We start from the raw sequence: 14,100 nt of genomic DNA on the forward strand, positions 1-14,100 counted from the left end.
ACTCTAAGATTCATCTGGTTTAGATAACTCAAAAGACTGGTTTTCCAGTCTTTTGTTTTTTGGGGCACTTTACCTAAAATTCAGTATCTTGCCTATCTCTAATGAAGAAGCTCTCAATATCAATATATTTTACTTATGCGCATTTTAAATTCTTGGATTTATAAAAAAGTATTTATAACGCAAAAAAATGTTTCATGGGTTGCATCTGTTGATGCAATATCCGAATAATAAAAATTCCATAATCCTGTTTTTTATAAAAAATAGCATGTTGATGATGATCGTGACGGCGTATTCCCTCGCCAATATCTACACATGCATAACCAATCAGCGGTGAACTCACTAACAAATGAAAGGTATTTTCCAAATGTTGCGTGTATTGGTCAGCTTGAGCTACACCAAAATTAAGTAAGGTGTATTCATAAATAGCAGTGAAGTCGTCGACAGCTAAATTTGATAGCTTATACACGATGCTTCTGCTTCACTTGAGCCGCAATATCTTTTAGGCTAAGTGTACTTTCTCCACTGTTCTCACCTGCTTCAATCGCTTGCTTTAAAGCTGCAGTTTGATTTTCTTGCTGCTCCAATAATCTTAGTGCAGATCGCATCACTTCACTGGTTGAACCATAACGTCCAGATTCAATCAGTTTGCTCACAAAGTTATCGAGTTGTGGGCCAATTGTTACACTTGTAGTTCTCGCCATCAGCATGCCTTATTGTTTGAATACATCATACAATTCTAACACAACTCCCTTTATCTGAACAAAAGTTCAGCATCTCTTTAAATTTTCGCACATGAAATCAATTTTATAATGAATACCCCCTCTCTTTTTAAAGAGAAGTTGGGAGAGATTTTCAACATTGAAAATTTTCACCATATTTGGCTCACTATTTTCAAATCCCCCTCCTTGCGCTACACAAATCAGCGCGGCTCCGCTTCATCCAATAAAGTCGCATAATCTACATTGACCTGCCACAAAGTGCTTAACAACCATAATTGCTTTTTGGCTTCTGCTTCATAACCGTTAAATGCTAATACGCGTGCATATTTCAATAAATCGTAGCGGGTTGGATAATTCAACACAATTTCATGGATATCCTGCAATTGTTCAGGCGTTTGTAGGCTATACGGATTTAATCGAATCCACGCAATGCGGCGGTTAAATTCTTCCAGTACAAAAATACGCTCTTGATGGGTGATTTTTTCAGGGGTGTGTTCATAGCGTACCGACTGATTCAGTTTAGGCACCATCACTTCATAATCACGATAAATCAGCATCAACAACAATGCGCCAAGTACAAAAGCACTGCGTAAATATAGTGGAGATAAAGTAAGACCTTTCACTACGCGCTGTGACTGAATCATGCCGATAATAAAACCTACAGGCAGCAAGAAGTAGGCATAGTTTTGTGGAAATTCCAGCATGGCATGTACACTAAATGCACCGACCATTAAAATCCCCACAACCGATTCCACCGACTGGGTATATTTATGCAACTGGTAACCCCAATAGCCCAGATACGCCAAAAATGGTACGCCGAGTATCACACCATTCCAAAGTAAAAAGTCCAAAATGAAATTGTGTGCGCTGCGAATCCACACAGGGCCTTGCACAAATTCACTAATCGTGACATACGCCACGCTGGTTTGATGCCAACCATAGCCCCACCACGGTTGATGTTCAATCGCAGCGAGCATTTGCTGCCAAATTGCCAAGCGTGACATATCACCTGTGGCGCGCTGTACCACATCACGAGATTGCACCGAAAGGTCTGCACTTTGTGAGAGCAATTGACTAAAAGCAGGTGCGATAAAAATCAGCCCGATGAATGCGGCAAACCACAGCAAGCTATAGCGCCATTTAATCCGCATCACGCCACGGTATTGTTGATAGCTCAAATAGGTCAAGAGACATAGTGACGCCAACCACGAAGTCCGTGATTGACTCAGTACCACACCCACCAAAATTATGGCAGCTGCAATCACAATCCACACGGTTTTAAGTTTTTGTTTTTCGTATAAATATAGACATGCCATAAGCGACATCACCAAAAAGGTCGCCATATTATTTGGTTGAGCGAAGTTGGCATAAGGACGTTGCCCGATTTTAATATCTACCATCATAGGCAGGTATTGGTCGAGTGTGAGCCACTGGCACATTGCCATGAATGCGGTAATACTTCCCACGCCAAGTAGCACATAACTAAAGCCTGCGAAGATGCGTTCACGCTCGCTGTTGTTTTGCGTGAGGTTATAGCCAAAAATTATTGCCAACCAAAAACTGAAGATATACACGCTACTGAGCAAAGCTTTGTCAAAGAAGTAGACTAAGCCAAGGCCCCACTGAATGAGTGGAACACTGCACAGTGCCAGTAAGGGCAGGCTGATTTTGGGTATTTGTAATTTTGCTTTAAAAAGGCAGGCTGCAAGGGCAAACAAGGCCAAAAATGCGTAAAGTTCACCTGTATAAGTGACCCACGGACGGTAGTGAATGGGCAATAACCATGCAAGGGAGATGAGGATGGCAGCCAAAATTAGCAATGCATATTTCATAGGAAAAAATAGACTAAAAACTGGCTCTATCTTATATTTTTTTAGGCAAGATGATAATGCTTTGTGTAGCAAGTTTGATTGGAATTCTGCCAGTTTTAAGTGGGATAATTATGTGGCGAAGATTAAATACGCTATTAGTCATACTCAGATCATAAAATATTATCATAAAATGTGACAGAAATCACACATTGACAATATTTGTCCAAAGTACAAAATTCAACCTGACAAAATTTGTCACTTTTTAACAATAATATGCAGTAAAATTTATAGTCTGAATTTTTTTATGTATAAGATGCTGTTTTTCTGTGTAAATTGTCTATAATAAAAGTTGGCACGTTTAGTGCTAATATTAAAATAGCTTACAAAGCTTATAACTAAATTAACAACATTTGTGGAGAATGTTATGAATACAGTACAAAAGGGTTTCACCCTTATCGAATTAATGATTGTTGTTGCGATCATCGGTATTTTGGCTGCGGTTGCTTTACCTGCCTATCAAAACTATACAGTAAAGGCAAAAGTATCTGAAGTTGTGCTAGCAGCGTCTTCATGCCGTAGTATAGTTACCGATATGGTACAGAATTCACCTGTAAAAGACATGGGTACTGTGTTAACTAATGCATGTAGAATTGAGGCGACTAAATATGTTAACGCTACTCCTGCACGTGGTTGGTCTGCTGGTAATAGCGGTGTTAATGTAAACGGTGTAATTTCAATTCAAGGTAATGAAACCACTCTTGGTGGGGAAACCACAGCAAGAGCAAGAACTATTGATTTAACTCCTATGATGGTGCCTTCAGGTTCTACCGCATTAAATCCTGCTACAGATGGCGGTAAAACAATCGTGGGTTGGAAGTGTGGTCCAAGTGCTACAACTCCAATGCCGGCTAAATACCTTCCAGGTTCTTGTCAAGGTACTTACTAATATTTAGAAAGTGTAAAAAGACTGGTTCGCCAGTCTTTTTTATGGTTAAAAGTTAGCAACCTTAGAGTAAATAAAAAATTATGATTAAAGAATATAAGTTTCAATCATTAGGTGAAGAAAGTAATTACCGACAATTTCCAGATGAACTTGAAAATAATAGTCATATTCTCTTCCATGGAACCGCAGAAGTGAATTTTGAAAATATTAAAAAGCAAGGTTTTCAACTAAAAGCTGATGGTGAATTAAGTAGTAACTCCTTCGCTGAAAAAACTCATTGGCATTGAGTTACGCTTGTGCAGTTAGAAATGATCTATCTCCAAAAGGTATAATTATTATGATAGATATTTCAAATATAAAACAAGAGTGTATAGTGGAGCAAAACTTCGGTATTCGTTTATCACCTAAATTTCAATCTAAAATTATTGGTTACTGTTTAGTTCCTGAAAGTTATAAGTTTAAGTAAAAATATGTCAAAACGCCTAAAATTTTTTCTCAGCCATTTATCTATTTCATTTCTAATCGCTTTATTGGTGATTGGACTGGTCTTTTTTATTTGGTATCCATCTCCTCTAGCAAGCACAGTTGGCGTTACTCATATTTTTTTAATGCTGTTGGTCATCGACGTGATTTTAGGACCACTTTTAGGCTTATTGGTCTATAAAGAAAGCAAGAAAAAACTTAAGTTTGACCTCAGTGTGATTATTCTCATTCAAATCGCGGCTTTATGTTATGGGGTGTTTACTATTGAACAAGGTCGTCCTGCATGGTTAGTATTTCATGCAGACCGTTTTGAATTGGTGCGAAAAAATGACCTAATTTTAGAAAATATTGACCAAGCACAACCTCAGTTTCAACAGGTATCTTGGACTGGGCCACAATTTGCTGCAGTGAAATCAGCCGTGAGTACCCAGCAACGCCAAAATGATATGTTTACCGAAGTATTAGGTGGTATTTCCCTTGCCCAGCAGCCTGATCGCTACGTAGAACTGACTCAAGCCAAAAACCAAATTCGAAAACGTGCATTGCCGCTTATAGAATTGGAAAAATACAATTCAAAAACCGAAGTGAAAAAAACTATAGCCAAATATCCAAAAGCAAATGCTTGGTTACCCTTAAAAGCCAATGCAATAGATATGGTGGTTTTAGTCAATAAAGAATCCGCGTCTATCATCAAAACTGTAGATCTCAGACCGTGGCAATAATTTTAACGGCATATTTTTTAACTCCATTTACTAAAAAGCCACTAAGTTCATAAACTGAGTGGCTATATCAATCAAATAGTCCGAGTACTTTGCCTCAACTCAAAATTTTCTAGCAACAGCGAATTGCACTTTTCCAGCAGTATTTCATAAACTTCTTTCAGCTGCTCATAATCACTTTTCACCGCTTTGGTCTTAGTTTTCGCTTGCTCAATTTGCTGGGCAGGCGAAAGAACATTTTGCCCTGCTGCCTGTGTAGCTTGCTCAATTGCCTCAATTAATACAGCATGACGGCTCTTTTTAATCGAACCCCGTTTACGCCCTGCTTCAAGCGCTACAGTGTCGTTATTAATGGCAGAGCCTTTCGGTAGAATAATCGGTTTGTTGGCTTTTAATCGTACTAAGTGAATTTGCGCTCTTATGTAATCAATCTGTAATTAATTACCCCAAAATAATCGGCGCATTGCTCAATTCGTTTTGCTGATCTAGCAACTGGCGGTCGTAAAACGCATCCAAAATTTCACCAATTTCTTGCACGCCTGTGATTACCGCTTGCCGAAACTGCTGCTGTGCCAAACCCTGCACTATATGCACACAGACCTCATCCCACACCTGTTGCGTACTTGCCGTTTTAATGCCACGGTCAATCACAATTTCAACTTTGCGCTCACACAAATTCAGGTACAGCAAAACCCCACTGTTCAGTTCAGTATCCCAAACACCCAATTCTGCAAATAATTGGCGTGCACGGGTATGCGTATCTATCGCATACGCCAACCGCGAGGGTAAACAACCTTCAATCACCACCTGAATTTCACCTACATGCCCACGCTCGGCAGCCGTCACCGCTTCTGCAATGGCATGTTGATCCTGCGCATTAAAAAAACGTTTGGTGGCAGGTAAATAAAAGAAATGCTTCAGCCAACGCTTTACACTCGGACGGGCTACAATGTCCATTTTGGGTTGAGTAATAATTTCTGTTGTATCTGTTTTGGTTACCATGATCCTGACGCTCCTCCCCCACCAAAGCTACCACCGCCGCCGCTATAGCCACCGCCACCCAAACCGCCGCCGCCAAAACCACCGCCACCATGTCCACCTCCACGCCCTGCAGAGGACAAGAAAATTTGGAAAATGGTCTGTGCAATGGCAGTGATGAGTAAAAAGAAAATTCCGGCGCCAATCATTAAACTGGTGATTAAGCCTGCACCATTGACCAAACCTGCCACTGTTCCTGCTACGGCAGCGGTTGAAGCACTTAGGCGTTTTCCGACAATCAGTGAGCCAATTACCCCTGCAATTAAAATAAATAAAGCAGTGCTCAAGGTTTTTTCACGCGCCTGTTGTTCTTGCAACGCTTGTTCATGATGTTGTTTGAGTTCTTGCGCCGCTTGTGCAGCAACTTCGGGGTCTAAGTTTAAAATCCGTTCAATTTCTGCCAAGCCAGCATCAATGCCTTGTGCATATTGAGCTTGTTTAAAATAGGGGGTAATGCGTTGGTTAATAATCCGACTGACCACAATATCGGGTAGCACGCCCTCTAAACCATAACCTGTTAAAATTTGAATACGGCGGTCATTGACCGCAATTGCCATCAACACACCATTGTCTTGCTTGGCAGAACCAAGCTGCCATTGTTCTGCGACCCGCATGGCAAAATCAAAAATATCTTCCTGCCCTGTGGTCGGTACAATCACCACGCCAATTTGCGCTTTGGCTTGTTGATGTAAATTTAAAATCCGCTGGCTGATTTGCTGTTTTTCTGCAGCAGTGAGCAAATTGGCTTGATCGACCACGGGCTGATTCAGGGTCGGCAAAGCACGGATGGATTCACCGTCTGCCATATCATTGGCAATTTGCGGTTGCTGAACAGGTGATCCTACAGGTGCTTGCTGAGTGCTCGATGTAGGCTGACGTGAATTCGCAAGATCAGGGATAGGGTTGGCATTTTGAGGATGCTGTTGCTGCACAATTTTACCTAGCACCGCAGCTTCGGCGGTTTCATCAGTTGCAGTGGCAACTTCACTATATGCCAAGCAGCTGAAACACATAACTGCCATGAGCAGCAGCATCTGCACTAGATTTATACAGGTCTTGCTGTACGATTGCAGCATCCAGGCATCCTCCTAGGCGTTATTCAAACGAAACTTTCGGTGCTGTTTGTGCGCTTTGTTCAGCACTGAAGTTTGGTTTGGTGTCCATACCAATGACTTTTGCGGTCATCACTTGCGGGAACTGGCGTGCATAGCTGTTAAAGTCTTGCACTGTGCTGATGTAACGGTTACGCGCCACGGCAATACGGTTTTCTGTGCCTTCTAGTTGTACTTGTAAATCACGGAATTGCTCATTGGCTTTTAAGTCTGGATAATTTTCAGACACCGCAATTAAACGCGACAAGGCACTGGTCATTTGCGCCTGTGCTTCTTGATATTTTTGGAATAACGCAGGGTCTTCCAATACAGCCTTATCCACTTTTAAGCCTGCGACATTGGCACGTGCCTGAGTCACTTCAGTCAAGACTTGTTCTTCATGTTTGGCATAGCCTTTGACCACATTCACCAAGTTTGGCACTAAATCGGCACGGCGTTGATATTGGTTTTGGACTTCTGACCAAGAGGCAGTCACGGCTTCATCTTTCACTTGTAAGGTATTATAGCCACAGCCGCTTAATGTCGAAGTACTGGTTAAAGCCACTGCGAGTATGGTTTTTTTCGTGAAATTCATAAATTAACCTCTAAATTTTCTTTGTATTTGTTTGAAATGATTTCATTCTAACGTGAAATTCTGACCTGTTTGTGTATTTTGTTTAATCTAGCGAATCACCAAACTGTTTACATCAAACAATAACCTTGTACAGCAGATTGAATTAATATTGAAGTTTCAGCTCTTAAACCTTATATGAATCAGAGATGGCAATGTATTCCACATGAAGATGAGCTGGATAAAATATCCATTAAAAAAGGACTGAATTCCTTAAAACTCAGCCCTTTCAAGATCTAAGCAAAACAAACTCGTTTAGACCTCTAAATAATCTAAAATACCTTCTGCCGCCTGACGACCTTCCCAAATTGCAGTCACGACCAAATCAGAACCACGCACCATATCGCCCCCTGCAAAAATTTTCGGGTTAGACGTTTGGAACTTAAATGTTTGCTGTTCTGCTGCCAGTACACGACCAGAACCGTCTACCCCAACATTGGCAGAGGCAAACCAATCTGCAGGGCTGGCACGGAAACCAAAAGCAAGCAATACCGCATCGGCAGCTAAAATTTCTTCTGAACCTGGAACAGGCTCTGGGCTGCGACGACCACGACTGTCAGGCTCACCTAATTGTGTGGTGACCACTTTTACACCTGCGACTTTACCATTTTTACCAACAATTTCAATGGGTTGACGGTTAAATAAGAAGTTCACCCCTTCTTCACGGGCGTTGGTCACTTCACGACGTGAACCTGGCATATTGGCTTCATCACGACGATAGGCACAAGTGACTTGCTGCGCACCTTGACGAATAGAAGTACGGTTACAGTCCATGGCAGTATCCCCACCACCCAGTACAATCACTTTTTTGCCTTCAACACTGATGTATTCTGCAGGGTCTTTTTCCCAGCCTTGGCAACGGTTGACATTGGCAATCAAGAAATCCAGCGCATCATAAACACCATCTAAATCTTCACCAGCAAATCCACCTTTCATATAGGTATAAGTGCCCATGCCCATGAACACGGCATCGTAATCTGCAAGCAATTGTTCAATCGTGATATCTTTACCAATTTCGGTATTTAAACGGAATTCAACCCCCATGCCCGAAAAAATTTCTCGGCGGCGTTTCATCACGTCTTTTTCCATTTTAAATTCTGGAATACCAAAGGTGAGCAAGCCACCAATTTCAGGCCGTTTGTCAAAAACTACTGGTTTGACGCCATTACGCACCAAGATATCGGCACAGCCTAAACCTGCAGGGCCCGCACCAATAATCGCCACTTTTTTATCGGTCCATTTCACATGCGACATGTCTGGACGCCAGCCCAAGGCAAAAGCTGTATCGTTGATGTACTTTTCGGCATTGCCAATGGTGACTGCACCAAAACCATCATTTAAGGTACATGCGCCTTCACACAAACGATCTTGTGGACAAACCCGTCCACAAACTTCAGGCAAAGTATTGGTTTGATGACACAATTCTGCTGCCTGAAAAATACGACCTTCCGAAATTAGTTTAAGCCAGTTCGGAATGTAGTTATGCACAGGGCATTTCCATTCACAGTACGGGTTACCACAGCCCAAACAACGATGGGTCTGATTGGCCGCCACTTCTGCAGTAAACGGTTTATAAATTTCCACAAACTCATTTTTGCGGACATCGAGATCTTTTTTCTCTGGATCTTGGCGTGCTACATCCAGAAATTGAAAGTCATTATGTAGGCGTTCTGCCATGTCTTTCTCCGTAGGTGGATGTGGATAACGCGACATTTACACTGGGTATAAGTCTAAAGTTATCCACATCTGCCGAATGCTGAGTCGTGGATTATTGTGGATCTGCTTGGGTAGTTTTTAACAAAGTCTGCAAGTTGGCAGCTTTTGGTTTCACCAGCCAGAATTTACGGCTATAGAAATCAAACTCATGGCGGATTTTATACGCCCACGCACTGCCTGTTTCTTTAATATGTTCATCTAAAATACGGCACAAGAATTCTTTATGTTCTTCCATCGCTTCAGTCGAAATACGATTCAGCTCAATCAGTTCGTGGTTGTAACGGTCTACAAAGTCATTATCCAAATCCAGTACATAGGCAAATCCACCTGTCATGCCCGCACCGAAGTTATGTCCCACTTTGCCCAATACAGTCACAATCCCGCCTGTCATGTATTCACAGCAATGGTCGCCTGCTCCCTCAATGACTGCAAACGCGCCCGAGTTGCGCACCGCAAAACGCTCACCTGCCGTACCTGCAGCAAATAATTTACCACCGGTTGCACCATAGAGACAGGTATTACCAATTATCGCTGTGTTTTGAGTTTGGAAAGGCGATCCTTTTGGTGGGAAGATGGAAATACGCCCCCCCGCCATGCCTTTACCCACATAGTCATTGGCATCGCCTTCAAGTTTGATATGCAAACCACCTGCATTCCAAACACCTAAAGATTGTCCCGCTGTACCCGTAAGGTTCAATTTGACAGGATGATGTTCCATGCTCAAGTTACCATAACGACGCGCAATTTCACCTGAAATACGCGCACCAATTGAACGGTCACAGTTGCTCACATTAAAGTAATATTCACCACCTGTACCTGCTTCAATTGCAGGAAGCATCTCTTCAATCATTTTTTCAGCCAAGATGCCTTTGTCAAATGGCGCATTGCCTTCAACCTGACAGTATTGCGCTTTGCCTTCTGCCGCAGGGTGCGATTCCAACAAAGCACTTAAATCTAAGTGCGCATGTTTTTCGGTTTCACCTGGTAAAATTTCTAGCAAGTCGGTACGGCCAATCAAGTCTTTCAAGCTTGCCACACCCAATGCGGCTAACCATTCACGGGTTTCTTCAGCAATAAATGTGAAGAAGTTGATTAGCATTTGCGGTTCACCAATATAGTGTTCCTGACGCAAATGATCTTGTTGAGTCGCTACCCCTGTTGCGCAGTTATTTAAGTGGCAAATACGTAAATATTTACAACCCAAGGCAATCATTGGCGTTGAACCAAAACCAAAGCTTTCCGCACCTAAAATTGCCGCTTTCACCACATCTAAACCAGTTTTTAAGCCGCCATCGGTTTGCACACGAACTTTGCCACGCAAGTCATTCACACGTAATGCCTGATGCGCCTCACTTAAACCCAATTCCCACGGCGAACCTGCATGGTGAATAGATGACAGTGGCGATGCTGCTGTACCGCCATCATAGCCCGAGATGGTAATGAAGTCAGCATAGGCTTTGGCTACACCTGCTGCAATGGTCCCCACACCTGGTTCAGATACCAACTTGACCGATACCATGGCTTGTGGATTGACTTGTTTTAAATCAAAAATCAATTGTGACAAGTCTTCAATCGAATAAATATCGTGGTGTGGTGGTGGTGAAATCAAAGTTACACCTGGCACAGAATAACGTAACCGTGCAATCAACCCATTCACTTTACCGCCTGGTAACTGACCACCCTCGCCTGGTTTTGCACCCTGTGCCACTTTAATCTGCAACACTTCTGCAGAGGTTAAGTAAGCAGGTGTTACCCCAAAGCGTCCCGAAGCAATCTGTTTGATTTTCGAGTTACGAATTGTGCCATAACGTGCAGGATCTTCACCGCCCTCACCTGAGTTTGAACGCCCTCCAATGGTATTCATGGCAATGGCGATTGCTTCATGTGCTTCTGGCGACAACGCACCCAAAGACATCCCCGCAGAGTCAAAACGCGGTAAAATTTGCTCAACCGATTCCACTTGATCTAAGGCAATTGAATGGTCTGTTTTTAACTTGAATAGATCACGAATGGTTGCGATTGGGCGATTATTCACGATTTCTGCATATTCTTTAAAATCTGCATAATTGCCTGAACGCACCGCTTTGTGTAAGGCATTGATCACATCTGGGTTAAAGGCATGGTATTCCTTGCCAAATACAAATTTCAGCAAACCACCCTGATCAATGGGTTTACGTGATTTCCATGCAGTGTCTGCCAGTTTTTTCTGGTCATTTTCAAGGTCGGCAAAGGTAGCCCCCTGAATACGACTTGGCACACCAATAAAGCAAGTATTCACCACTTCGGCAGATAAGCCGACTGCTTCAAACAACTGACCACCACGGTAAGAGGCTACAGTTGAAATCCCCATTTTGGACAAGACTTTAAGCAAGCCTTTTTCAATGCCTTTGCGGAAATTGCTTTGCGCATAGACTGGATCGCCCAATAACTCCCCTTTGGCAATCAAGTCATTGATCACATCATAAGCCAAATATGGGTACACTGCAGTTGCACCAAAACCGAGCAATACTGCAAATTGGTGCGGATCACGGGCAAAGCCTGTTTCGACAATAATGTTGGCATCGGTACGTAAACCGACTTGAATTAAGTAGTGATGCACCGCACCAGTCGCCATGACTGCATTGGCAGGCAAGTAACCCTCACGGATTTTTTTATCTGTGAGTACCAATAAAGTTTTACCCTCACGCACCGCTTGTGCAGCAGTTTCACAAATCCGTTGAATCGCTGCTTGTAAACCTTCATTTTCAGCATAGTTCAGATCGATGTCGGCAATTTCATAGCCTTTACGCCCCAAAGTGCGAATTTGGTGCATTTTAGAATTGGTCAACACAGGACTTGAGATAATCAAGCGATCAGCATGCTCTGGTCCTTGCTCAAATACGTTTTGTTCACGCCCTAAACAGGTTTCCAACGACATCACGATAGATTCACGCAATGGGTCAATTGGAGGATTGGTTACCTGTGCGAACTGCTGACGGAAATAATCTGACACATGGCGTACCTGACGTGACAATACCGCCATTGGGGTGTCATCCCCCATTGAACCGACAGCTTCCTGACCACTTTCTGCAATTGGACGCAATAATTGATCACGCTCTTCAAAGGTCACCATAAACATTTTTTGTGCAGCTTTTAAGGCATCACCTTTTAAACCCTGATCACACAAATATTCTTCAAGCTCTGGGCTACCTTGTAAACGGATTGAATTTTCACGTAACCATTCACGGTAAGGACGCATTCTTTTCAGATGGTTATTTACATCCTGCGTATCGAGCACTTTGCCAGTAAAGGTATCCACCACCAAAATTTGCCCTGGGCCAACACGTCCTTTAGAAATTACATCTTCAGGTTCATACCCCCACACCCCAATTTCAGAGGCCAAAGTGATGTAGCCGTTTTTGGTAATCACCCAACGTGCAGGACGTAAGCCATTACGGTCCAGCATACAGATTGCATGACGGCCATCCTGAATTACTAAACCTGCAGGGCCATCCCACGCTTCCATGTGCTTAGAGTTGAACTCATAGAAAGCACGTAAATCGGCATCAATGGTTTCTACGTTCTGCCATGCAGGCGGAACCAGCATACGCAAGGCACGGAATAAATCCATTCCACCACCCACCAGAATTTCCAGCATGTTGTCTAAGCTAGAAGAGTCTGAACCTGTACGGTTCACAATAGGTTTCAGCTCAGTTAAACCTGGCAAAAGTGGGTTGTCAAATTTAGGCGTACGTGCCATCGCCCAGTTACGGTTTGCGGTAATGGTGTTAATTTCACCATTGTGTGCCAAATAACGGAACGGTTGCGCCAATGGCCAACGTGGTAAGGTATTAGTCGAGAAACGTTGGTGGAATACCACAATATGTGATGCCAAACGTTCATCGGCAAGGTCCGTATAGAAGTCTGCAATCGCAGCAGGCATCATCAAACCTTTATAGCTGATCACAGTTGAACATAAGGTGGTCACATAAAAATATGGATCGGCAGTTAATTGCTGCTCTGCACGACGACGTGCCAAGAATAACTTGCGGTTAAACTCAACTTCTGTCACGCCAATTGGGCAGTTGACAATAATTTGCTCAAAGGCAGGCAAAGATTGCATCGCAATTTCGCCCAATGCCTCATTATTGGTTGGCACCACACGCCAAGCCAAAACTTTGCAGCCTTCAGCTTCAATTTCTTTAGTCAGAATATTTTTAGCGTGAGTCGCCAAGGCAGGGTCTAAGTTTAAAAACACTGTACCTACGGCAAAGATTTCGCTTAGGGTAATGTCACTTAAGCGTTTTGCCTCTTCACGGAAAAATTGCTTTGGCATTGCCAACAGCAAACCACAGCCATCCCCTGTTTTACCATCTGCGGCAATCCCGCCACGGTGGGTCATACAACTTAAACTATGAATAGCCGTTTTGACGAGATCATGGCTTGCATCACCCTGCATATGGGCAATTAAACCGAAACCACAGTTATCTTTAAACTCATCCGGTTGGTATAAACCTTGAGCGGGAGCTACAGTATTAGGCGATGGCATGTGCATAGCGTACCCTTCTTTTACTTGCCCAATTGGGCCAATTAAACAATCTAGTTTTGCGATTTAACTCAATTTACTTCTCTAAACATCAATCTTGTGTAAATGAAGTTTCACGCATTTGTTTAAGTCTGATTTGGCTTAAACCTCAAACGTGTCATTCATCATTTACGCAACTTTTACACTTTAATGTAGCAGGCAAATTTGACAGTTTCGCACAATCATTGAATCTTTTTTGCGCCAAAATAGGGACAACAACTCAATTCACGCACCAATAAAAGCAAAAACAATGCCAACTTTAATTTTTAGTTATACACGCGCTAAACATCAGCATCATTCAAGAAAAATCGTCGTTAGTTCACATTTTTGCTATAAATTCGCACTATTTTTGTGCACTTCATTATTTTTATACACCATGCTGCGC

At 42.7% G+C, this 14,100-nt stretch carries 12 protein-coding genes; 3 read left to right on the top strand and 9 right to left on the bottom strand.

The genetic code is table 11. From position 1 onward, the window contains the following. Positions 1–172: 172 nt before the first annotated feature. From VF675_RS08540 to VF675_RS08550, 3 genes are all read right to left on the bottom strand, one after another. On the bottom strand, positions 173–466 hold the full coding sequence (locus VF675_RS08540; RefSeq protein ID WP_070153485.1) for a type II toxin-antitoxin system RelE/ParE family toxin: 294 nt from the start codon (positions 464–466) through the stop codon (positions 173–175). Next, the gene (locus VF675_RS08545; protein WP_004974509.1) at positions 459–701 is read right to left on the bottom strand and encodes a type II toxin-antitoxin system ParD family antitoxin; all 243 of its coding nucleotides are present in this window, start codon (positions 699–701) and stop codon (positions 459–461) included. Before VF675_RS08545 ends, VF675_RS08540 begins: the two co-directional genes overlap by 8 nt. A gap of 218 nt (positions 702–919) precedes the next feature. Next, the gene (locus VF675_RS08550; protein ID WP_440205082.1) at positions 920–2,551 is read right to left on the bottom strand and encodes a Wzy polymerase domain-containing protein; all 1,632 of its coding nucleotides are present in this window, start codon (positions 2,549–2,551) and stop codon (positions 920–922) included. Positions 2,552–2,954: 403 nt separating this feature from the next. Here VF675_RS08550 and VF675_RS08555 point away from each other — a divergent pair, with 403 nt between their 5' ends. The 3 genes from VF675_RS08555 to tfpZ all read left to right on the top strand — a co-directional run bounded on the left by VF675_RS08555 (position 2,955) and on the right by tfpZ (position 4,678). Next, entirely contained in the window at positions 2,955–3,476 is a 522-nt protein-coding gene (locus tag VF675_RS08555; protein WP_440205083.1) for a pilin, read from the top strand. Between the two features lie 80 nt (positions 3,477–3,556). Continuing rightward, the gene (locus VF675_RS08560; protein ID WP_440205084.1) at positions 3,557–3,760 is read left to right on the top strand and encodes a hypothetical protein; all 204 of its coding nucleotides are present in this window, start codon (positions 3,557–3,559) and stop codon (positions 3,758–3,760) included. 183 nt (positions 3,761–3,943) lie between these two features. Next, positions 3,944–4,678 carry a TfpX/TfpZ family type IV pilin accessory protein gene (gene tfpZ, locus VF675_RS08565; protein WP_440205085.1) on the top strand — a complete coding sequence of 245 codons (735 nt, stop codon included), beginning with the start codon at positions 3,944–3,946 and terminating at the stop codon, positions 4,676–4,678. 71 nt (positions 4,679–4,749) lie between these two features. On the opposite strand, the gene VF675_RS08570 is transcribed toward tfpZ, so the two are convergent. From VF675_RS08570 to gltB, 6 genes are all read right to left on the bottom strand, one after another. Further along, a complete protein-coding gene (locus VF675_RS08570; protein WP_440205101.1) occupies positions 4,750–5,106 on the bottom strand; it encodes a hypothetical protein in 357 nt (118 codons plus the stop codon). A gap of 10 nt (positions 5,107–5,116) precedes the next feature. Then, entirely contained in the window at positions 5,117–5,677 is a 561-nt protein-coding gene (locus tag VF675_RS08575; protein ID WP_440205086.1) for a TPM domain-containing protein, read from the bottom strand. After that, on the bottom strand, positions 5,671–6,789 hold the full coding sequence (locus VF675_RS08580; protein ID WP_440205087.1) for a TPM domain-containing protein: 1,119 nt from the start codon (positions 6,787–6,789) through the stop codon (positions 5,671–5,673). The genes VF675_RS08575 and VF675_RS08580 overlap by 7 nt, the downstream gene beginning before the upstream one ends. 19 nt (positions 6,790–6,808) lie before the next feature. After that, complete coding sequence (locus tag VF675_RS08585) at positions 6,809–7,399, bottom strand: LemA family protein (RefSeq protein ID WP_440205088.1); 591 nt, start codon at positions 7,397–7,399, stop codon at positions 6,809–6,811. A 291-nt stretch (positions 7,400–7,690) separates the two neighbouring features. Further along, positions 7,691–9,112, bottom strand: a complete 1,422-nt coding sequence (locus VF675_RS08590; protein WP_440205089.1) for an FAD-dependent oxidoreductase — start codon at positions 9,110–9,112, stop codon at positions 7,691–7,693. Between the two features lie 91 nt (positions 9,113–9,203). Beyond that, entirely contained in the window at positions 9,204–13,679 is a 4,476-nt protein-coding gene (gltB, locus tag VF675_RS08595; RefSeq protein ID WP_440205090.1) for a glutamate synthase large subunit, read from the bottom strand. Positions 13,680–14,100 lie beyond the last annotated feature (421 nt).

Origin of the sequence: Acinetobacter sp. Lyrl_1, assembly GCF_051948795.1 — a bacterium.
GTDB classification, from domain to species: domain Bacteria; phylum Pseudomonadota; class Gammaproteobacteria; order Pseudomonadales; family Moraxellaceae; genus Acinetobacter; species Acinetobacter towneri.

What these genes read in the sequence shown, in the direction of transcription:
- VF675_RS08545 (WP_004974509.1), bottom strand. Translation starts at nt 701, where the DNA reads ATGGCGAGAACTACAAGTGTAACAATTGGCCCACAACTCGATAACTTT.
- VF675_RS08585 (WP_440205088.1), bottom strand. Translation starts at nt 7,399, where the DNA reads ATGAATTTCACGAAAAAAACCATACTCGCAGTGGCTTTAACCAGTACT.
- VF675_RS08590 (WP_440205089.1), bottom strand. Translation starts at nt 9,112, where the DNA reads ATGGCAGAACGCCTACATAATGACTTTCAATTTCTGGATGTAGCACGC.
- VF675_RS08575 (WP_440205086.1), bottom strand. Translation starts at nt 5,677, where the DNA reads ATGGTAACCAAAACAGATACAACAGAAATTATTACTCAACCCAAAATG.
- VF675_RS08560 (WP_440205084.1), top strand. Translation starts at nt 3,557, where the DNA reads ATGATTAAAGAATATAAGTTTCAATCATTAGGTGAAGAAAGTAATTAC.
- VF675_RS08580 (WP_440205087.1), bottom strand. Translation starts at nt 6,789, where the DNA reads ATGCTGCAATCGTACAGCAAGACCTGTATAAATCTAGTGCAGATGCTG.
- gltB (WP_440205090.1), bottom strand. Translation starts at nt 13,679, where the DNA reads ATGCCATCGCCTAATACTGTAGCTCCCGCTCAAGGTTTATACCAACCG.
- VF675_RS08550 (WP_440205082.1), bottom strand. Translation starts at nt 2,551, where the DNA reads ATGAAATATGCATTGCTAATTTTGGCTGCCATCCTCATCTCCCTTGCA.
- VF675_RS08555 (WP_440205083.1), top strand. Translation starts at nt 2,955, where the DNA reads ATGAATACAGTACAAAAGGGTTTCACCCTTATCGAATTAATGATTGTT.
- tfpZ (WP_440205085.1), top strand. Translation starts at nt 3,944, where the DNA reads ATGTCAAAACGCCTAAAATTTTTTCTCAGCCATTTATCTATTTCATTT.